Annotated in this window: 19 protein-coding genes and 1 tRNA gene; 13 read left to right on the plus strand and 7 right to left on the minus strand. The window is 36.0% G+C overall.

Features of this window, described 5'->3' with window-relative positions:
* Positions 1-5: 5 nt before the first annotated feature.
* The 10 genes from D778_RS04995 to D778_RS05040 all read left to right on the plus strand — a co-directional run bounded on the left by D778_RS04995 (position 6) and on the right by D778_RS05040 (position 9,784).
* A complete protein-coding gene (locus D778_RS04995) occupies positions 6-1,199 on the plus strand; it encodes an FtsW/RodA/SpoVE family cell cycle protein (RefSeq protein WP_007648308.1) in 1,194 nt (397 codons plus the stop codon).
* Between the two features lie 28 nt (positions 1,200-1,227).
* Entirely contained in the window at positions 1,228-2,331 is a 1,104-nt protein-coding gene (gene murG / locus D778_RS05000; protein ID WP_040491532.1) for an undecaprenyldiphospho-muramoylpentapeptide beta-N-acetylglucosaminyltransferase, read from the plus strand.
* A gap of 7 nt (positions 2,332-2,338) precedes the next feature.
* A complete protein-coding gene (gene murC / locus D778_RS05005) occupies positions 2,339-3,694 on the plus strand; it encodes a UDP-N-acetylmuramate--L-alanine ligase (RefSeq protein WP_007648311.1) in 1,356 nt (451 codons plus the stop codon).
* Positions 3,695-3,734: 40 nt separating this feature from the next.
* Entirely contained in the window at positions 3,735-4,403 is a 669-nt protein-coding gene (locus D778_RS05010) for a cell division protein FtsQ/DivIB (protein WP_316928583.1), read from the plus strand.
* A 3-nt stretch (positions 4,404-4,406) separates the two neighbouring features.
* Positions 4,407-5,723, plus strand: coding sequence for a cell division protein FtsA (gene ftsA, locus D778_RS05015; RefSeq protein WP_007648315.1), 1,317 nt, complete (start codon positions 4,407-4,409; stop codon positions 5,721-5,723).
* 90 nt (positions 5,724-5,813) lie between these two features.
* A complete protein-coding gene (gene ftsZ / locus D778_RS05020) occupies positions 5,814-7,754 on the plus strand; it encodes a cell division protein FtsZ (RefSeq protein ID WP_007648316.1) in 1,941 nt (646 codons plus the stop codon).
* Between the two features lie 172 nt (positions 7,755-7,926).
* Positions 7,927-8,376 (plus strand): GatB/YqeY domain-containing protein, encoded by a 450-nt coding sequence (locus tag D778_RS05025; RefSeq protein ID WP_040491535.1) that lies wholly within the window; start codon positions 7,927-7,929, stop codon positions 8,374-8,376.
* A 96-nt stretch (positions 8,377-8,472) separates the two neighbouring features.
* A complete protein-coding gene (locus D778_RS05030; protein WP_007648318.1) occupies positions 8,473-8,721 on the plus strand; it encodes a GIY-YIG nuclease family protein in 249 nt (82 codons plus the stop codon).
* Positions 8,722-8,726: 5 nt separating this feature from the next.
* Positions 8,727-8,800, plus strand: a tRNA-Arg gene (locus D778_RS05035).
* 114 nt (positions 8,801-8,914) lie between these two features.
* A complete protein-coding gene (locus D778_RS05040) occupies positions 8,915-9,784 on the plus strand; it encodes a zinc-dependent peptidase (RefSeq protein ID WP_007648319.1) in 870 nt (289 codons plus the stop codon).
* Here D778_RS05040 and D778_RS05045 read toward each other — a convergent pair.
* Positions 9,765-11,903 (minus strand): glycosyltransferase family 9 protein, encoded by a 2,139-nt coding sequence (locus D778_RS05045; protein ID WP_155949889.1) that lies wholly within the window; start codon positions 11,901-11,903, stop codon positions 9,765-9,767. The two genes, D778_RS05040 and D778_RS05045, sit on opposite strands and share 20 nt — an antisense overlap.
* Before the next feature lie 63 nt (positions 11,904-11,966).
* Positions 11,967-12,227, minus strand: coding sequence for a hypothetical protein (locus D778_RS05050; RefSeq protein ID WP_007648321.1), 261 nt, complete (start codon positions 12,225-12,227; stop codon positions 11,967-11,969).
* A 161-nt stretch (positions 12,228-12,388) separates the two neighbouring features.
* Here D778_RS05050 and D778_RS05055 point away from each other — a divergent pair, with 161 nt between their 5' ends.
* Complete coding sequence (locus D778_RS05055; RefSeq protein WP_007648322.1) at positions 12,389-12,808, plus strand: CBS domain-containing protein; 420 nt, start codon at positions 12,389-12,391, stop codon at positions 12,806-12,808.
* Positions 12,809-12,858: 50 nt separating this feature from the next.
* Here the strand turns inward: D778_RS05055 and rpe are convergent, their stop codons facing one another.
* Both rpe and D778_RS05065 read right to left on the minus strand, forming a co-directional pair.
* A complete protein-coding gene (gene rpe / locus D778_RS05060) occupies positions 12,859-13,521 on the minus strand; it encodes a ribulose-phosphate 3-epimerase (RefSeq protein WP_007648328.1) in 663 nt (220 codons plus the stop codon).
* A gap of 165 nt (positions 13,522-13,686) precedes the next feature.
* Positions 13,687-14,550 carry a sigma-70 family RNA polymerase sigma factor gene (locus tag D778_RS05065; RefSeq protein WP_007648330.1) on the minus strand — a complete coding sequence of 288 codons (864 nt, stop codon included), beginning with the start codon at positions 14,548-14,550 and terminating at the stop codon, positions 13,687-13,689.
* A gap of 172 nt (positions 14,551-14,722) precedes the next feature.
* Between D778_RS05065 and D778_RS05070 the strand changes: the two genes are divergently transcribed.
* Positions 14,723-15,109, plus strand: a complete 387-nt coding sequence (locus D778_RS05070; RefSeq protein WP_155949890.1) for a hypothetical protein — start codon at positions 14,723-14,725, stop codon at positions 15,107-15,109.
* Positions 15,110-15,173: 64 nt separating this feature from the next.
* On the opposite strand, the gene D778_RS05075 is transcribed toward D778_RS05070, so the two are convergent.
* The 3 genes from D778_RS05075 to rpsO form a co-directional block, all read right to left on the minus strand.
* Positions 15,174-16,229: a hypothetical protein gene (locus tag D778_RS05075; RefSeq protein ID WP_007648335.1), complete on the minus strand. Its 1,056-nt coding sequence runs from the start codon at positions 16,227-16,229 to the stop codon at positions 15,174-15,176.
* 144 nt (positions 16,230-16,373) lie between these two features.
* The gene (locus tag D778_RS05080; protein WP_007648337.1) at positions 16,374-18,602 is read right to left on the minus strand and encodes a polyribonucleotide nucleotidyltransferase; all 2,229 of its coding nucleotides are present in this window, start codon (positions 18,600-18,602) and stop codon (positions 16,374-16,376) included.
* Positions 18,603-18,798: 196 nt separating this feature from the next.
* Complete coding sequence (gene rpsO / locus D778_RS05085; protein ID WP_007648339.1) at positions 18,799-19,068, minus strand: 30S ribosomal protein S15; 270 nt, start codon at positions 19,066-19,068, stop codon at positions 18,799-18,801.
* A gap of 196 nt (positions 19,069-19,264) precedes the next feature.
* Here rpsO and D778_RS05090 point away from each other — a divergent pair, with 196 nt between their 5' ends.
* Positions 19,265-20,110, plus strand: a complete 846-nt coding sequence (locus tag D778_RS05090) for a hypothetical protein (protein ID WP_007648341.1) — start codon at positions 19,265-19,267, stop codon at positions 20,108-20,110.
* Positions 20,111-20,128 lie beyond the last annotated feature (18 nt).

The raw sequence follows: 20,128 nt of genomic DNA on the forward strand, positions 1-20,128 counted from the left end.
ATAACATGAAAACAGTATTTAAAAACATAAAAGGAGACCGATTGATATGGGCGATTGCTGCTTTGTTGGCAATTTTCTCATTTCTTCCTGTGTATAGTGCTGCAAGTAATTTAGCTTATGTAGGAGACAGTGGAAATACATTTGCTTTCTTTTTAAAACATTTAATGCACCTGTTTTTAGGGTTTACCATTATGTATGGCGTCCATAAAATACCTTACAGATATTTTAGGGGCTTATCCATTGTATTGATTCCTGTTGTTTTGGTTCTATTGGTTATTACCATGTTGCAAGGTACAACCATAGAAGGAGCCAATGCCAGTAGGTGGATTCAAATCCCGTTGGTTAATATGTCTTTCCAAACATCCACTTTTGCTTTTGTGGTTTTAATGGTGTTTGTGGCTAGGTACATGTCTAAAATAAAAGATACAGAGATCACTTTTAAAGAATCCATTTTACCACTTTGGGTTCCCGTTTTCTTGGTATTGATACTTATTTTACCTGCAAATTTTTCCACAGCAGCCATTATGTTTGTTATGGTGTTGATGTTGGTGTTTTTAGGGGGTTATCCTGTAAAGTATTTAGCTGTTATAGTTGGTACAGGTATTTTGGCATTAACGTTTTTTGTGCTTATTGCAAAGGCATTTCCAGATGCTATGCCAAATAGGGTTGATACATGGATGAGTAGAATTGAAAGTTTTTCTGACGATGGTGATACCGAAGCGGATTACCAAATAGAAAAAGCGAAAATAGCCATAGCTACTGGAGGGATCCAAGGGGTTGGTCCTGGAAAAAGTATTCAGAAGAATTTTCTGCCACAATCCTCCTCCGATTTTATTTATGCCATTATTGTTGAAGAATACGGCCTGTTAGGAGGGCTTACCTTAATGGTATTCTATTTATGGTTGTTGTTTAGAATAGTGATAGTGTCGCAAAAGGCAGATACCATTTTTGGAAAATTATTGGTGCTTGGTGTGGGTTTGCCCATTGTATTTCAAGCCTTGATAAATATGGCAGTTGCAGTGGAGTTGTTTCCGGTTACAGGACAGACCTTGCCATTAATAAGCAGTGGTGGAACCTCGATTTGGATGACTTGTTTGGCATTGGGGATTATATTGAGTGTGAGTGCCAAACGGGAGGAAATAAAAGAACAAGAAGATAAGGAAGACAATCCGTTGGAAATTCTTTCGGAAGCCATATAAGTAATAAAGTTTAAAGTCAAGAAAATTAGTGTCAACTAAAAAAACATATAGAATCATATTGTCGGGAGGAGGTACAGGAGGCCACATTTATCCTGCCATTGCCATTGCCAATGAATTGAAGCAACGTTTTCCTGAGGCTCAATTTTTGTTTGTAGGAGCAAAAGACAGAATGGAAATGGACAAAGTGCCTCAAGCAGGTTATGATATTGAGGGGCTTTGGATTTCTGGAATTCAAAGGGAATTTACCTTAAAGAACTTAAGTTTCCCTTTTAAATTAATAAGTAGTTTGATTAAAGCGCGAAAAATCATTAACAAATTTAAACCAGATGTGGTTATAGGAACAGGTGGTTTTGCCAGTGGGCCTTTATTGCAAGTGGCCACTTCCAAAGGGATTCCAAGTTTAATTCAAGAGCAAAATTCCTATCCAGGAATCACCAATAAATTATTGTCCAAAAAAGCCAATAAGATTTGTGTGGCTTATGATGGTTTGGATCGCTTTTTCCCTAAGGAGAAAATCATTAAAACTGGAAATCCTGTAAGGCAGGGCTTGTTGGATATTGATACCAAAAAAGAGCAAGCCCAAGCAAATTTTGAGCTTAGTAAAGACAAAAAAACACTTTTTGTATTGGGAGGCAGTTTAGGGGCCAAACGGATTAATGAACTAATAGAAAAAGAATTGGATTTTATCCTTGCTCATAACATGCAGGTTATTTGGCAATGTGGAAAATTGTATTTCGACCAGTATAAAATCTATAATAACACCAAACACGTTCAAGTACATGCTTTCATAAACCAAATGGATTTAGCTTATGCAGCTTCCGATGTTATCATTTCAAGAGCAGGAGCGAGTTCGGTTTCAGAACTGTGTATTGTTGGGAAACCTGTTATTTTCATACCATCGCCAAATGTGGCTGAAGATCATCAAACCAAAAACGCCATGGCCATTGTAAACGAAAAGGCAGCTTTGTTGATAAAAGAAGATGAATTGGATGTGGATTTTGAAAATAAGTTTTCACAATTAATGGCTTCCATAGAGAAGCAAAATGAATTAAGCGAGAATATAAAAAAATTAGCATTGGTGCATGCTACCAAACAAATAGCAGACGAGGTAGAGGCATTGTTGCAAAAGTAGGTTTTAAATGAATTTAGACAACATACATAACGTTTATTTTATAGGAATTGGAGGCATAGGCATGAGTGCTTTGGCCAGATATTTCCATGCCAAAAACAAACGTGTTGCCGGATACGATAAAACCAAAACAGAGATCACTGACGCTTTGGAAACCTTGGGTATTCAGGTTCATTTTAATGATTCGGTGTCAAACATACCAGAGCCTTTTTTTAATTACGATACCACTTTGGTGGTTTACACGCCTGCGATCCCAAAAGACAACATGGAATTGGTTTATTTTAAAAATCAGCCTGGTTTCATGGTTTTAAAACGGTCACAGATTTTAGGCATTATTACAGAGAACACTTTTTGTTTGGCGGTTGCAGGCACTCATGGCAAAACAACAACGACCAGTATTTTAGGGCATTTGCTATACGAATGCCAAGTGCCAGTAACAGCTTTTCTTGGAGGAATTAGTGAAAATTACAATTCCAATTTAATTCTTAATGGAACCGAAGTAACTGTGGTTGAGGCAGACGAGTTTGATAGGTCGTTTTTAACGCTTTCTCCAGATATTGCATGTATCACATCAATGGATGCAGATCATTTGGATATTTATGGAGACGCTAAAGAGTTGGTAAAATCCTTTGAGGGGTTTTCAAAACGCGTGAAAGCACAAGGCAAGTTGTTTGTTAAAAACGGACTGCCAATTCATGGAATTACCTATGGAATTGAAGATGATTCAGACTATTCCATTCACAATATAACGATACAAAATGGGGTGTATGTTTTTGATGTTAAAACACCAGAAACCACCTTGGAAAATTTACAATTTAACCTACCTGGTAGACATAATCTGTCGAATGCATTAATAGCCTTGGCGATGGCTGTAGCGTATGGTTGCCCTCACCAACAGCTCGCCAAAGCTTTAGCATCCTACAAAGGGGTAAAACGTAGATTTTCCTATCACATCCAAACAGATGAGTTGGTTTTTATTGATGATTATGCACATCATCCAGAAGAGATCAATGCTGTTTACCAAGCTGTTCGAGAGATGTATCCCGGAAAAAAAGTGTTGGCTGTATTTCAGCCACATCTCTTCAGTAGGACAAGGGATTTTGCAGACGAATTTGCCAAAAGCCTGTCGCAGTTCGATGAGGTGATGCTATTGGATATTTATCCAGCTAGGGAATTGCCAATTGAAGGTGTGACATCTGCTTGGTTATTGGATAAAATGGAAACTAAAAACAAACAGGTAATCAATAAAACCGAGCTTGTTTCAAAAATAAAAGAGAGTCAGGCCCAAATAGTCTTAACCATTGGTGCTGGCGATATAGGAGAAGAAGTAAAACACATTAAAAAAGCATTGAGCGTTGCGAGTTAATTGGAATTACATAAAAATGGTTGCCCTACTGATATTGGTAGTGTTTTTATATGCTTTTTCTTCAGCAAAAAATAAGGATAGAAAAGTGTCTCAACCTATCATTCATTTTAAAGGGGACAACAACCTTTTCCTAACCCATGAGAATGTTAGTAAATTGTTAATACAAAATAAGGAGAGTGTTAAAAATAAGTCTAAAGAAACTTTAGATTTGAATGATTTAGAAGCTGCCCTGAATTCTAATCAAATGGTCAAGTCTGCTCAAGTGTATCTGTCTGTAAATGGACAACTTACGGTAGATATTGAACAAAAAAAACCTATAGCAAGAGTAAGTACACATGCATCTTATTACATAGATGACCAGGGAAGTTATATGCCTTTGTCACCTAATTACACTGCTAGAGTACCTCTTGTAACTGGAACTGTTGAAAAAAATAACCTAATACATGTTTTTAAGTTAGCTCAAAAAATTGAAGCAGATGCCTTTTTAAAGAAACATGTTATAGAGATTGAACAAACAGAAAAAAGCACATTTTTTTTAAAATTCAGACAATGCAATTTTACAGTCCAGCTAGGAAGTTTAAAAAATTTGGAAAAAAAAATTATGAATTTAAAAGCTTTCTATAACAAAGCTTTAAAAGAAAAATCGCTAAATCGTTATTCGAATGTTAATTTACAGTTTGATAGTCAGGTTGTGTGTACTAAAATATAAACTATGGAAAACAATATAGCAGTAGGATTAGACATAGGAACCACAAAAATTGTGGCCATGATTGGTCGTAAAAATGAGTATGGTAAGGTTGAGATTTTGGGAATAGGAAAATCCAAAAGTCTAGGCGTGCATCGTGGTGTTGTAAATAATATTACACAAACCATTCAATCTATTCAATTGGCAGCACAAGAAGCCGAAGCTGCTTCCGAATTTAAAATTGAAAATGTCACTGTAGGTATAGCTGGTCAGCATATTAGGAGCCTACAGCATAGCGATTATATAACCAGGCCAAATTCCGATTTGGTTATTGATGAAGAAGATATAGAACGATTGATCAATCAAGTACATAAATTGGTCATGCTTCCTGGAGAAGAGATCATCCATGTCTTGCCACAGGAGTATAAAGTAGATGGGCAAGCAGAGATTAAAGAGCCTATTGGAATGTACGGAGGCCGTTTGGAGGCCAATTTCCATGTGGTTGTTGGTCAGGTGTCTTCTATAAGAAATGTGGGGCGCTGTATAAAAAGTGCTGGTTTAAATCTAGAGGGCATCACCTTGGAGCCCTTGGCATCGGCAAATGCAGTTTTAAGTCAGGAAGAAAAAGAAGCAGGTGTAGCCTTAATTGATATAGGTGGAGGAACCACAGATTTGGCTGTGTTTAAAGATGGCATCATTCGTCATACAGCTGTGATCCCATTTGGAGGAAATGTCATAACAGAAGACATAAAAGAAGGATGTTCCATCATAGAAAAACAAGCCGAATTATTGAAAATAAAGTTTGGATCTGCCTGGCCAGGAGAAAATAAGGAAAACGAGATTGTATCCATTCCAGGGTTAAGAGGAAGGGATCCTAAAGAAATTACACTTAAAAACCTATCTAAAATAATTCATGCAAGGGTTGTGGAAATTGTGGAACAGGTTTACGTGGAAATAAAAAATTACGGTCACGAAGAACAAAAAAAGAAGCTGATTGCTGGGATTGTTTTAACAGGAGGAGGCGCTCAGTTAAAGCATTTAAAGCAATTGGTGGAATACATAACAGGAATGGATACCAGAATAGGCTATCCAAACGAGCATTTGGCAGGAGACAGTGACGACGAGATTACCAGTCCTTTATATGCCACAGCAGTGGGATTGGTTATGGATGGCTTAAAAAGACAGGAACGCAAAAAGGCCGAAAAAATTGAAAAACAGGCTGAGGTAGCGCCTCAAGTAGAGCCAGAAGATGTGGAAGAGCCACCTAAACAAAAACCGGAAAGACGTTCGTTTTTAGATAAATTGACGGAACGGGTAAAAGATTTTTTAGATAACGCAGAGTAAAGCTAAAAACCAACATAAAGAAGAATTAATCCAATAACGGATATTTAAAAATATCGCAAAAAGTAATAGAATAATTAAAAAACGAAATTCATGAGCAGCAACAAAGAATTCGAAAGCAATATTTCATTCGATTTACCAAAAAACCAATCGAATGTTATAAAAGTCATAGGTGTTGGCGGTGGAGGCAGCAATGCTATCAACCACATGTTCCAGCAAGGTATTAAAGGAGTCGATTTTGTAATTTGTAATACAGATGCACAAGCACTTCAAAATAGTGGTGTTCCAAACAAAATTCAATTAGGTGTTAACTTAACCGAAGGTTTGGGAGCTGGTGCAAATCCGGATGTAGGGGAAAAATCTGCTATCGAGAGTTTTGAAGATATCCAGCGCATGTTGGATACCAATACCAAAATGGTTTTTATTACAGCTGGAATGGGTGGAGGCACTGGAACAGGAGCAGCACCAATAATTGCTAAAATGGCCAAAGATCTGGATATTTTAACGGTTGGAATTGTTACCATGCCTTTTCAGTTTGAAGGAAAAATGCGTAACGAGCAAGCCCAAATAGGAATTGAAAACCTACGTAGTGTGGTAGATTCTTTGGTAGTAATCAACAACAACAAACTTCGAGAAGTATATGGAAACCTAGGGTTTAAAGCAGGTTTTTCTAAAGCAGACGAGGTATTGTCAACTGCTGCACGTGGTATTGCAGAGGTAATAACGCATCATTATACGCAAAACATCGATTTACGTGATGCTAAAACCGTATTAAGCAACAGTGGAACGGCCATTATGGGTTCTGCCACATCCTCAGGACAAAACAGGGCACACGATGCCATTAGCAAAGCCTTAGATTCCCCTCTATTAAACGATAATAAAATTACTGGAGCCAAAAACGTATTGCTGCTTATTGTTTCTGGTTCCCAAGAAATTACCATAGATGAAATAGGTGAAATCAACGATCATATTCAAAATGAAGCTGGTCATGGAGCCAACATCATTATGGGAGTTGGGGAAGACGAATCTTTAGAAGAATCTATTGCTGTTACCATTATTGCTACAGGATTTAATATCGATCAACAGGATGAAATCTCAAATACCGAAGCTAAAAAAGTGATTCATGCCTTGGAAGAGGACAAACCTTTTGAGCAAGATTTAACCAAAAAAGAACAGGCACCTCCAATTATTACTCCCAACATTGAGTTGGAAGAGAAAAAAGAACCACCAGTTGTGAAGCATACTTTGGATTTGGATGAACTGGAAGAGTTGGATGGTCCGAATCACATTTTAAGCGAAAATGAACTCGTTCCAACTACGGAAGCCATAAAAAATATGGATGTGGTTTACGATGAGGTGTTGGTAAATGCCGAGGAAGAAGATTTTGTGATTACTGAAGTTCAAAATACAGTTGAGGAACCAAAAATTGAATTTGAAGAAGAACAACAGATCACGCTTACTTTTGATATGCCCATAAGCAATTCGAACATAGAAAACAAGGATGATGACTTTGTGGTCCATGATTTGGACGAAAACATAAAAAAGATTCCTGTAAACGATTATGTTGAAATTATTCCGGTAACCGAAACCAATGAACATGGTGAAACCAGATATGCTTTGGATGATTATGTGGAAATAGAATCTGGCATCAACAAAAATCAGAAGCAAGAAAAAGTTATTGAGATTGCTGAAGAGTTGGACAAAGAAATAGTTTTCGAAAAAAAGGTTGTAAAACCACAGGAAACTGAGGAAACTTCTGGGGAAATAGACCCTATGAATACGCCAATTTCCGAACTGTTAAAAGAACGTGCAGAGGAAAGAAGACGTAAAATGAAGGATTTCAATTATAAATTCAATAATTCCAAAATTGATGATATAGAAAAGACACCAGCCTACAAACGTCGTGGGATAGATCTGGATGAGACACAACATTCATCAGAAACCAACATGTCTAAAACCAGTGTGAGTATAGACGATAACGACGACATACAATTTAGGAGCAACAATTCGTTCTTGCACGATAATGTAGATTAATTAATAGCAATTAAGTTTAGTTTTAGGGCTTCTTTCAAAACCCGAAGTGTCCATTGGATTCTTCGGGTTTTTCTTTTTTGTCACTCAAAAAATTTCTTGATAATGCATAAGCTTAGCAGTAGGTTTAACTGCATACTTTTTGTTATCTTCGTAGCCTCTTAAAATAGAAACAATGAGTCTACAGCAAGAAATCATGGCTGCGTTAAAAGAAGCCATGAAAAGCAAAGATCAAACAGCGTTAACAGCGTTAAGGGCTGTTAAATCGGCCATCTTATTGGCTCAAACAGAAAGTGGAGCCAAAGAAGAACTGACGGAAGAACAAGAGCTTAAAATACTTCAAAAACAAGTAAAACAGCGAAAAGACAGTGCAGCTGTTTATTTAGAACAAGGTCGTGAAGATTTGGCAGCTCCAGAATTGGCAGAAGCAGAAGTGATTTCCCAATTTTTGCCAGAGGCGCTTACCGAAGAAGAAATAGAAAAGGTAGTCGTTATGACCATAGAAAACATTGGAGCAGAAGGTATGAAAGATATGGGGAAAGTTATGGGGATTGTAAGTCAGGAATTGGCTGGAAAAGCCGATGGAAAGACCATTTCCAATATTGTAAGAGCTAAACTGTCTTAACAGAAAACCTACGGTCTACCAGGTTTAAAATCCAGTAGATCTTTTAAGGCCTGGTATCTGTCTGTCGGCAGGCAGGGAATATCAGGTTTATAGAATATGAAATCTTATTATGTATATGTTTTGCGAAGTGATATTGACGGAAGGCTTTATAAAGGTCACGCCAATGATGTTGCAAAGCGTTTAAAAGAACATAATACAGGAAAAACTAAATCTACAAAAGGATATTTGCCCTGGAGATTAGTTTACTTTGAAACTTTTAAAACAAAACCGGAAGCAATTTTTCGTGAAAAGTATTTTAAAACTGGAAGTGGAAGAGAGTTTTTGAAAGGAAAAATAGTTAGTTAATTAATGGCCTCGTAGTTCAATTGGATAGAATATCAGATTTCGGCTCTGAGGGTTGGAGGTTCGAATCCTCTCGAGGTCACAATAAATAAAACATCCAAACATCAAATCAGGTTTGCTTGCATTTGAAAGTTTGGGTGTTTTGTTTTTTTCAATTTATTTTTTTCTAATATTGTAAGATTAGATTTTAATTTCCATGCCCATAATTGCCCCAGAACAAGATTATTATATAGGACTATTTATTTTAGTTGTTCTGCTTGGGTTTTTACTTGTAATAGTTTCCATATGGTTGAGACAAATAGCAGTGAGTGTTTTTGATGGCATTGAAATGGGCTTTATGATTATAACAAAACGTCCCGTTTTTATATATTTCCATCCTTTTTTAAACAAGTTGTCGGCAAAGCAAGAAAGCATATTAAAACAACAATTCACCTTTTATAACAGACTGAATAAAAGAAAAAAAGCTTATTTTAAACATAGGGTAGCAACTTTTATCAAACAAAAACAATTTGTGGGGAACGAAGGGTTTTTAATTACGGATGAGGTAAAAGTGTTGGTTTCTGCAACTGCTGTTATGCTTACCTTTGGTTTTAGGGATTATATTATTAGATCCATAAAAACCATCATAGTTTATCCAACCCAATATTATTCAACCGTAAATGACGATTACCACAAAGGGGAATTTCATGTGAATCTAAAAACATTGGTGCTGTCTTGGGATCATTTCATGGAAGGATTTAGAATAGAAGATGATAAATTAAACCTGGCCATTCATGAGTTTGCACATGCCATTCATTTTAATAGCATCTACCAAAACGATATAAATTCGGTTATATTTCTGGACACTTTTAACGAACTGAGGGAATTACTTTCAAACAACGATGCCTTGAGGTCCCGGTTGGTTCACTCCGAATATCTAAGAAATTACGCCTTTACAAACGACTTTGAGTTGCTGGCCGTGATTTTAGAGACCTTTATTGAATCTCCCAATGAGTTTCATCAACATTTCCCTAAAATCTATGCTCTGGTAAAGCAAATGCTAAATTTCAATTTCTCTGGGTATTAATTGAATTTTTTAGAGTTTTAGTCTCTATTTCTTGGCAAGTTGCGTTATTGTGTTTCTGGAAATTGGGAATATAAAAAACAACCTGTTGTTGTATTAAAACGTCTAATACCAATTTCATGTTATCATCCTTTGAATCCATTAAGCATTCTTTTTTCAATAAGGTTTCAACTTGAAGTTTCATGTTTTTGTTATGATATTCCAATAAAAATTCGTTGTCGTAAAGTTTTATCAAACAATCGTTTTTGCCAAAATCCAGTATTGCTTGTGGGTTGGTTTTTAAAATGGATTTTTCATTGGAATAGGCTTTTTGTAGCACTTTGTAAAGCGCTTCAAGAACCCTGTTGACAGTTACGGAATTTAAACAGATTTTATGTTCGCAATTCAAAATAACATCGTAATTACATCTAACGTTGCACACCCCTTTTTTACCCCAAATCAATTCGTTGTATTGGGCAAAATTTCCCCAACTTCCAGGGCCAGTTGGACCATAAATCCCTACTGTAGGAATATTATAGGCTCCAGCAACATGTGTAATTCCAGCATCGTTGCCAATGTGGAACAAAGCTCCTGAAAGTGCTTCCCCAACCTCGTTCATGTCTCCTGTAATATAGCTTATATGCGACATGGGCTTTGAGAAATATGGTTCAATGGCAGGATCGTTTGGGCCCATAATAATTTTACAGTCTAAATAAGGAAAAAGTTTGGCTAAGGTTTCAATAAGTTGTGCGTATTTTTCCGTAGGCCAAATTTTAAGCAAAAAACCTGCACCATGATGAACTGTAAAATATTTCCGGCCCTTGGTTTTTTGTTGTTTAAAAAAGGGATACTCCTTATAGCTATTGTCTATTGAAATATGAAGTTTTGACACTGTATCTATATAATGCTGGATGGCATGTTGTTTAACTTTTTTATGGGTTGGGTATTTTAGGGCATGAGGCAAATCGTAGCCTCTAAAAGCGGGATAATTGCCAAGTTCGAATATGTGGTCAAAATTATCTTCTTTTAATCTGGCCACTTCTTCGTTAATAATATTGATATTTTTTAAGTGCTTGGAAAAAAAGGAAACCAATCTAGGAGCTACGGCAAAACTTAAGCTACTCGATACAGCAGCCAATTTATTGATGGCAGGAATGGCAAAAAAGATATCGCCTAGGCCACCATAACTTTTATAAACCAGGACTTGGCCCAAGGAAATTTCTTGAGGTTGTTTGTTTGTGTTTAAAATGGCTTCCACTTCAAGCCAGAAATCGTGTAAGGCAGCTTTCATTTCTTCTATAGCCTTTGGTTTATTGTCTGGATAGAAATCAAAGGAAAAAGTGCCAATTCTGTCGTTGCCAAGAATGTTACAACCAGAAAGAAATGCCTCTGCAGCCAATCTCCCTGATGGCTCAGGCCAAACAGGCTGACAAATAAAGGTTTTGGTCTGACCTAAAATCCCTAACACTTCTTTGTTTGAAACGGGCTCATGGAAACTTATATTTTCAGGAAGTGATTCTCTTAATTGGTTTTTTCCATAAACAGGAAATGTTTTGTCTGGATGAGCTTTGGCATAAGCAACATAAGCTTTTCCTCCTTTTAAAAAATTTAAATCCCCAAAAAAAGGAATACTGTCTTCATCTTTAAATTTTGAAGGCTGAAGATCTTCAACAGACACTGTAGGAGGCTTTATGCTATAGTTTGAAATGGCTTCGCCATAAAACTCATAATGGGATTGATAATGCTTGGGGGATTGAAATATATTCAGTTTGGCTTTGGCAAACAGTTTTCGGTACAGATGGAATTTTTTAGTGTCGCAACAGCTGCTAATCTTTCTGTCCACTGTGCAAATTATGTTACGTCTCACACAAAAATTGTAATCAAATTCTATTTTTACATAGGGTTGTTTGATGGATAATAGAAACTCGATTAGCTCTATTTCATAACGACAACGAGATGTGCTGCAAACCACAACCAACTGGGCCCAGTGAATGCTTTTTTTTGTAACTGAAATGTTTTTAAGATTATCTAATGTAACCTGAAACTTATTGCTAGAAGGATGTGAAATAAGTTGATTGATGGTAAGTTCGGCACCTCTGGGAGTTGATAAAGAGGTATCGTGCAAAAAAAGTATGTTCGTCAAGACATAGGGATTTTGAGACCCTTAAGTAGGGAAATTAAAAATATAATTGATATTAGCAATCAATTACCCGCCATAATAGCCATCATCATAATAACCATCGTCATAGTAACCGTCATCATAATAGCCATCGTCATAATAACCGTCATCGTAATAACCGTCATCATAGTAGCCATCGTCATAATAACCGTCTCCATAATAGCCATCATCAAAAGAGCCGTTGTCATCATCACTGCTGCAAGAAGTTGCAACAGAAGCTGTTATTGAAATAGCTGAGATTGCCAATAACGCCTTTCCTGATTTTCTTAAAAAGTGCCTTCTGTTCATGATTAAAACTTATATTTTAAAAGTAGTAAAAAAACAATTAATTGCAAAATTTATAATTTTAAACGAAAAAATATGAGATATTATTATGTATGATGACATTTATCATGATTTTTCGCATTTTTAATTCATAATTTTAGAACTGAATTTAAAACCAATAACACATGAAGAAAAGAGCACCAATTTCAGACATAATGACTAAAAAAGTCATCACCTTAAATCACACAGACGATTTGGAAACGGCTGAACGGATATTTAAAAGCAAAAAAATTAGGCACATTCCCGTGGTTAGTGGCGAAAAAATTATTGGCATGTTAAGCTATACCGATTTATTGAGAATCAGTTTTGCCGATGCTGTTGATGAAGATGAGGAAAATGTGGACACTGTTGTTTACAACATGTTTACCATAGAGCAGGTTATGGCCAAGAACTTAACCAGCGTGAGTTCTACAACCACAATTAAAGAAGTTGCAGAAATATTGGCTAAAAAAGAGTTCCATGCATTGCCAGTTGTAGACAACAACAAACTTGTAGGTATTGTTACCACCACAGATTTAATAAATTACCTTTTAGAACAATTCTAACCAATTAATTATTAGTTCTAACTTGAAAAAGCTCCGAAAGGAGCTTTTTTTTATGAATTGGCAATTTGTTTTAATTGTTTGATGGTTTCTGTAGGATTCTCGCTTTTAAACACATGGCTTCCTGCAACAAAAACATCTGCGCCAGCTTCCACCAGTTGTTTGATGTTTTTATCGGTTACTCCACCATCAATTTCAATTTTGGTGCTTAAACCTTGTTCATCAATCATGCGTCTTAGTTTCTTGATTCGGTTGTAGGTTATGTCTTCAAATTTTTGGCCACCAAAACCCGGATTTATGGACATGAGCAGAACCATGAAACATTTGGGTAAAATATCTTCCAACACCGAAACTGGCGTTGTTAAGTTTAAGACCACTCCAGCTTTACAGCCTGCATCTTCTATTTGGGTAAGTGTTCTGTGCAAATGCACTGTAGACTCGTAATGAACAGTAATAATATCTGCACCAACCTTAGCAAAGTCTTCAATGTAACGTTCAGGTTTTTCAATCATTAAATGCACATCAAAAGGTTTGGTGGCATGTTTTTTCATGGCTTGTATTACTGGCATGCCATAAGAAATGTTAGGGACAAAATGGCCATCCATAACATCTATATGAAACCAATCGGCATCACTGTTGTTTACCATTTCCACATCGCGTTGCAGGTTGCCAAAATCGGCTGCCAACATGGAAGGTGCTATTAATTTTGAATTCATTGTTGAGTTTATGTGTTGTTTCTGCAAAAATAGGTAAAAAAATGAAGCCAGAGTAATCAGCTCTGGCTTCTTTCATCAATCAAAAAACGAACAGTTTTCATATCCACAAAAGTGGATATATTATACTGTTTGTTGCTGTTATTTAGTAGTACTCATTAAAGATTACTATCCTAAATAGGTTTTTAATATTTTGCTTCTAGACGTATGTTTCAGTCTACGAATGGCTTTTTCTTTAATTTGTCTAACACGTTCCCTGGTCAGGTCGAATGTTTCTCCAATTTCTTCCAAGGTCATAGGATGTTGATTTCCTAATCCAAAGTACAGTCTAATTACATCTGCTTCACGAGGAGTAAGGGTTTCCAAGGCTCTTTCAATTTCCGTGCGTAAAGATTCGTGTAACAGATCTTTATCAGGATTTGGAGACTCACCACTATTCAACACGTCGTAAAGATTGGAATCTTCACCTTCAACCAAAGGCGCATCCATACTTACGTGACGGCCGGAATTTTTCATGGACTCTTTAACATCGTTAATGGTCATGTCCAGTTCTTTGGCTATTTCTTCAGCACTTGGTGGACGCTCATGGGCTTGCTCTAAAAACGCAAAGGTTTTATTTATTTTATTGATAGAACCAATTTTGTTAAGGGGCAAACGTACAATACGGGATTGCTCTGCCAAGGCTTGTAAAATGGATTGTCTAATCCACCAAACGGCATACGAAATAAATTTAAAACCACGTGTTTCATCGAAACGTTGTGCTGCTTTAATAAGTCCTAAATTCCCTTCGTTAATTAAATCTGGTAAGGTTAATCCTTGATTTTGGTATTGCTTCGCTACAGAAACAACGAAACGTAAGTTAGCTTTTGTCAACTTTTCCAAGGCAATTTGATCGCCTGCTTTAATACGTTGTGCTAATTCTACTTCTTCGTCTGCTGTAATTAAGTCAACTTTTCCAATTTCTTGAAGATATTTGTCCAACGAAGCAGTCTCTCTATTGGTAACCTGCTTGGTAATTTTAAGTTGTCTCATCTAATGAATGCCTATAAATAAGTTAAGTTGTTTCTTTAATGTTATGCTTATACGTTAAAAGAACAATTTTTGTTACAAAAGAAGCGGGTTATTTTTTTTAAAATTCAAAATAATCAGGATGTGCATATAATTTATTATCTTGATAGACTTAATCAAAACAAAACATATCCATATGAAAAAACTATTATTTCTATTTTTTGCTTGTAGTATGATGCACATTTCCGCACAGGACTTGTCCACTATGGCAAAGAGTGATTCCTCTTCGGGGAATTCCATGATTGAGAACTTGGCAGCAGATCAAGTAAAGAGTTTCACTAAAAAGTTGAATTTAAACGAAAAACAACAAGAGCAAGTTTCTGGATTGGTGGTAAGTCAATTAAAAAGCGAGAAATTTAAAAAGTTGATGGGCAGTCTGGGAGCTGATAAATTGATGGGTTCCAGTGATAATACAGACAGGATTCAATCGGCTTTACTGAGCGATGAAAGCTTTCAAAAAGAAATGGGCTCCATTTTAGATGAAAAACAAATGGAAGCCATGAAGACTTATATTCCTAAATAACGATTCATTTATAATAAAAAAAAAGCCCATCAAATTTTGATGGGCTTTTTTTATTAATTATAATTTAACAACTAATAGATGCTAATGTAATTATAGCATAATACTGTATGTTATTTTCTAGGTCATCTATTCTAACATAAATAGATTGATTATCTTCTGTGTTTATAAATGCAATGTCAGAGGCTAAAGCATTAATCATATTAACAGCATCGTCTTCTGTTAGGTAATAGCTTATCTCAAATGTATCTTCTAATTCTAAAGTATCAAAAATACAATAGGTATAGTCATCTAATATAAACTCTGAAATACCACTATCTACTTGTGTTTCGCATTCTTCGAAAATAAAGTTACTACATTCTTCAAAATTTGCATCACATCTTTGGTTTAAAACAAGTTCACGATTTTCATTTGTTAGTAGTAAAGAGTTTCCATCTATATACTCAACTTTCCAATCATAATTGAAAAAATCACCAGTTTCATCAGCATTAATTAGATTAATATTTATATGTAATTCATGTTCAATTATAAATACAGTCCAGGATCCATTAAATAATATACCATCCATAGTAAAGTTTGTAGCACCATCTTCTTCTATAAATATTCCACCTAAATATGTATTATCATAATTATAGCTATATCCAACTTTCAAAACACAGTTTTGTATTAGTGTGCTACACTCTAAAATTAACTCCTCATCTAAACAATAATCAATTGCGTCTTTTAATTCCTCCTTAGTATTAATAATAACTTCATCTCCAGAGAGTAAAGTACTTGTAATTGGAAAACTAATACTTATACTATATGTTAGGTCTATAGCTTCTAAAAAAGTACTAAACTGTGTGTCATCTTCAATAACTGTAGTTGAGACATATTCATTTGTTTCATTAAAAGTATAAATGGTTAAAGGGTATATAAAATTTATACAAGCAATGCTTAATTCTGGTTGTTCTTCGTCTGTTGCAATTTCTACGAGGTATTGAAACAAATCTGAATCTGCTTCAATAATTTCTACCGTATTATATTTAGGATCAGAATTGGTTATTATTTTGTCATCTGCATCATCAGAACATGAAGTTGTAAAAATTAATAATAATAGGAATGAGAGTTTGAGAATTTTCATAGTTAGTAGTTTTAAGTTTTTTACTTAGCAACAAAAACTATGCCTGAAAAGTGGAGTATTTTAAATAAATCAATTATTTATACTAAAGTAAAAAGCCCATCAAATTTTAATTTGATGGGCTTTTTTTATAAAACATAAAAGAAATTAATCTCTTTTATCTCCTCTTGGTTTTCTATCGTCGCGTCTGTTATCTCGTCCACGATTGTTACCTCTGTTGTCTCTATTGTTGTCTCTAGGAGGTCTTTCCTTAAACCCTTCAGGTTTAGGCAAGATGGCTTTTCTGGATACTTTTTCTTTTTTGGTTCTTGGATCCAATCCAAAGTATTTTACATCAAAAACGTCTCCCATGTTCACCACGTCCGATACGTTTTCTGTACGTTCCCAGGCCAATTCACTTACGTGCAGCAAGACTTCGTTTCCTGGAGCTTCTGTATATTCCACTACGGCACCAAAATCAAGCATTTTAATGACTTTTACTTCGTAAATGCTTCCAACTTCCGGTTTGAACAATAAAGCATCTATTTTTGCCAAAACAGCATCAATACCATCTTGATTGGTACCTAAAATCTCCACAATACCTTCTTCGGTTTCTGGATCTTCATTGATAACAATGGTTGTTTTGGTTTCTTTTTGTAATTCCTGAATAACTTTTCCACCAGGACCAATAAGGGCTCCAATAAATTCGTTTGGAATTCTTCTGGTTATCATTTTAGGAGCATGTGCTTTTACATCGGCATTAGGTTGTGCTATGGTTTCCACCAATTTATCAAGAATATGTAAACGTCCTTCCCTTGCTTGTTTTAAAGCTTTAACAAGAATTTCGTACGATAAGCCTTTTACTTTGATATCCATTTGGCAAGCTGTGATTCCATCTGCAGTTCCTGTTACTTTAAAATCCATATCGCCTAAATGATCTTCATCACCTAAAATATCAGATAAAACAGCATATTTGTCGCCTTCAGAAATTAATCCCATGGCAATACCAGAAACGGGTTTTTTTAATTGCACTCCAGCATCCATAAGTGCCATAGTACCAGAACAAACCGTTGCCATAGAAGACGACCCGTTACTTTCCAATACTTCACTAACCACACGCACTGTGTATGGGCAATCTTCTGGAACCATGCCTTTTAAGGCACGTTGTGCTAAGTTACCATGTCCAACTTCACGTCTAGAGGTACCACGTATAGGTCTTGCTTCCCCTGTTGAGAATGGCGGGAAGTTGTAGTGTAAATAAAAACGTTCTTCGCCTTCAAAAGACGGCATGTCTATTTGGTTGGCTTCCCTACTGGTTCCTAAGGTAACAGTTGCTAAGGCTTGTGTTTCCCCACGAGTAAAAATAGCAGAACCATGTGTTGATGGTAAATAATCCACTTCGCACCAAATAGGTCTAATGTCTGTGGTTTTACGTCCATCCAAACGCAATCCTTCGTTTAGGGTTAGGTCTCTAATGGCAGCTTTTTCGGCTTTACTGTAATATTTGGAAATTAAACCACCCAAATCTTCCAGTTCTTCTTCAGAAAACGTGGCTTTTATTTCCTCTTTAATTTCAGCAAAGGCTGAGCTTCTTTCGTGTTTGGAAGAACCTGCTTTGGCTACAGCATATACTTTATCGTAAGCCATCTCGTGAATTTTCTTTGCCAAGTCTTCATCTTCTCTTTCTGGCTCGTATTCACGTGTTTCTTTTTTGCCAACAGCTTCAGCTAATTTTACCTGAGCAGCACATTGTACTTTAATGGCTTCATGAGCAAATTTAATGGCTTCTGCCATTTCTTCTTCAGAAATCTCATCCATTTCACCTTCAACCATCATTACTGAATCGGCCGATGCACCTATCATCATGTCTATATCAGATTCCAATAATTGGGACTGAGTAGGGTTGATGATAAACTCACCATTGATACGTCCAACCCTTGCTTCAGAAATTGGTGTTTCAAAAGGAATATCGGATAACTGAATGGCTGCAGAAGCTGCCAATCCAGCCATGGCGTCTGGCATAACATCATCGTCATGAGACATTAATTGAATCATGACTTGGGTTTCTGCATGATAATCTTTAGGGAATAATGGACGTAATACCCTGTCCACTAAACGCATGGTCAATACTTCGCCATCACTTGGTCTTGCTTCTCTTTTGAAGAATCCTCCAGGATAACGTCCTGCAGCTGCAAATTTTTCGCGATAATCTACCGTTAAAGGTAAGAAGTCCACGTCGCTTTGTTGGTAATTGGAAACAACTGTACATAACAACATACATTTTCCTGATTGAACAACTACCGAACCATGAGCCTGTTTGGCTAATTTTCCGGTTTCGATGGAGATTTCTCTGCCATCGCCAAGGTCTATGACCTCTTTAAAAACTTTTGGAATCATAAATTTTTTAATTCTAATTAAACAATGGTCTCCGCCATACTGGACGGACAGGGTTGTGTTGTTGTAGTAGTAGAAAATGGCATGTAATGCCTGACCAATGAAAAACTATGAATAGCTTCTTATTTACGTATGTTAGACTCTTACGTATGAGTTATTTTAAAACAAAAAAGAGGCGCGAAGCCTCTTAATAATGTGATTATTTTCTTAATCCTAATTCTTTAACAATGGCACGATATCTCAAGATATCCTTTTTAGTTAAATAGTCAAGTAATGCACGACGCTTACCTACCAGTTTTACTAACGAACGCTCTGTGTTGTAATCTTTACGATTGTTTTTTAGGTGTTCGGTTAAGTGGTTAATTCTGTGCGTAAATAACGCAATTTGACCTTCTGCAGTACCAGTATCGTTCTTCCCTTTACCGTGTTTTGCGAAAATCTCTTCTTTTACTTCTTTAGTTAAATACATTCCAATATTATTTTAAATGATTTTTATGTATGGCCCAATTACAGTTGGACAGTGATGAAAGTTTTTCTTTCAAGCTGCAAATATACTACTTTTTCACTAATTGCAATCTTTTGTAAATATTTTATTTTGAGGGGATTCATAATTTTTTAACAAAAATCACGTTTTAACAACATCTTAACCTTAAAAAAAAACAATTATGAAAACCATGAAATTAAAAACCAAAACCCTTTTAAGTCTTTTGTTTTTAGGGCTTTTATTTACGGCTTGTACTGATAATGAATCTACTGAGCCGGTTTCTCAAGAAGAGGACCTTACCGAAATGGTACAATCTACTGAAATGGACCAAATTTCTGCATCCTTGGAAGATGTCATTATTGAAATATATGAAGATCAGGAAAGCGCAGAAGCAAAAGGGATTATGAACTCCAGAACAGCTTTTGATACTTGTGTGACTGTGAGCCTGGATATGGAACAAAACTTTAGGCAGTTGACCGTTGACTTTGCTGAAGGCGGCTGCATCATTAGAGGCCATCTATATGAAGGGCAAATAGTTATTACCTATGAGCGCGATCCACAAGCGCAAAACATTTTCTTAGGATATGTTTTAAACAACTTTTATTTTGATAACAAACATGTTATGGGGAACAATTCCATTTTAAAGGAACTTTCCAACGATCAAGGTAATCCTCAGTTTACCCATACGGTTGATTTAACGGTTGTTTGGCCAAATGGCATGCAAGCTTCCAGGGAAGGGCAGATTGTTAGGGAGTGGATTGAAGGTTTTGATACAGGTGATTTTACCGACAATGTATTTGAGTTTACAGGTTATTGGAATGCAAGTTTTGTAAATGGAGGTTCTCATTCTTATGAGATTATTCTGCCATTGCGTCGTGAGGTAACTTGCTATCATTTTGTAAGTGGTTCCATAGATGTGGAACGCACATTTTTTGGAGGCGTGTTAGACTATGGGGAAGGAGCCTGTGATAACTTAGCAACTTTCACCTTTACAGATGGTACTGAAATTGATATAGTTTTAAACTGATAAAGTTTTTTTTCATAA

It is taken from the genome of Xanthomarina gelatinilytica, assembly GCF_000348685.1.
Lineage (GTDB): Bacteria > Bacteroidota > Bacteroidia > Flavobacteriales > Flavobacteriaceae > Xanthomarina > Xanthomarina gelatinilytica.

What these genes read in the sequence shown, in the direction of transcription:
- D778_RS04995 (WP_007648308.1), top strand. Translation starts at nt 6, where the DNA reads ATGAAAACAGTATTTAAAAACATAAAAGGAGACCGATTGATATGGGCG.
- murC (WP_007648311.1), top strand. Translation starts at nt 2,339, where the DNA reads ATGAATTTAGACAACATACATAACGTTTATTTTATAGGAATTGGAGGC.
- ftsA (WP_007648315.1), top strand. Translation starts at nt 4,407, where the DNA reads ATGGAAAACAATATAGCAGTAGGATTAGACATAGGAACCACAAAAATT.
- ftsZ (WP_007648316.1), top strand. Translation starts at nt 5,814, where the DNA reads ATGAGCAGCAACAAAGAATTCGAAAGCAATATTTCATTCGATTTACCA.
- D778_RS05025 (WP_040491535.1), top strand. Translation starts at nt 7,927, where the DNA reads ATGAGTCTACAGCAAGAAATCATGGCTGCGTTAAAAGAAGCCATGAAA.
- D778_RS05030 (WP_007648318.1), top strand. Translation starts at nt 8,473, where the DNA reads ATGAAATCTTATTATGTATATGTTTTGCGAAGTGATATTGACGGAAGG.
- D778_RS05040 (WP_007648319.1), top strand. Translation starts at nt 8,915, where the DNA reads ATGCCCATAATTGCCCCAGAACAAGATTATTATATAGGACTATTTATT.
- D778_RS05050 (WP_007648321.1), bottom strand. Translation starts at nt 12,227, where the DNA reads ATGAACAGAAGGCACTTTTTAAGAAAATCAGGAAAGGCGTTATTGGCA.
- D778_RS05055 (WP_007648322.1), top strand. Translation starts at nt 12,389, where the DNA reads ATGAAGAAAAGAGCACCAATTTCAGACATAATGACTAAAAAAGTCATC.
- rpe (WP_007648328.1), bottom strand. Translation starts at nt 13,521, where the DNA reads ATGAATTCAAAATTAATAGCACCTTCCATGTTGGCAGCCGATTTTGGC.
- D778_RS05065 (WP_007648330.1), bottom strand. Translation starts at nt 14,550, where the DNA reads ATGAGACAACTTAAAATTACCAAGCAGGTTACCAATAGAGAGACTGCT.
- D778_RS05070 (WP_155949890.1), top strand. Translation starts at nt 14,723, where the DNA reads ATGAAAAAACTATTATTTCTATTTTTTGCTTGTAGTATGATGCACATT.
- D778_RS05075 (WP_007648335.1), bottom strand. Translation starts at nt 16,229, where the DNA reads ATGAAAATTCTCAAACTCTCATTCCTATTATTATTAATTTTTACAACT.
- D778_RS05080 (WP_007648337.1), bottom strand. Translation starts at nt 18,602, where the DNA reads ATGATTCCAAAAGTTTTTAAAGAGGTCATAGACCTTGGCGATGGCAGA.
- rpsO (WP_007648339.1), bottom strand. Translation starts at nt 19,068, where the DNA reads ATGTATTTAACTAAAGAAGTAAAAGAAGAGATTTTCGCAAAACACGGT.
- D778_RS05090 (WP_007648341.1), top strand. Translation starts at nt 19,265, where the DNA reads ATGAAAACCATGAAATTAAAAACCAAAACCCTTTTAAGTCTTTTGTTT.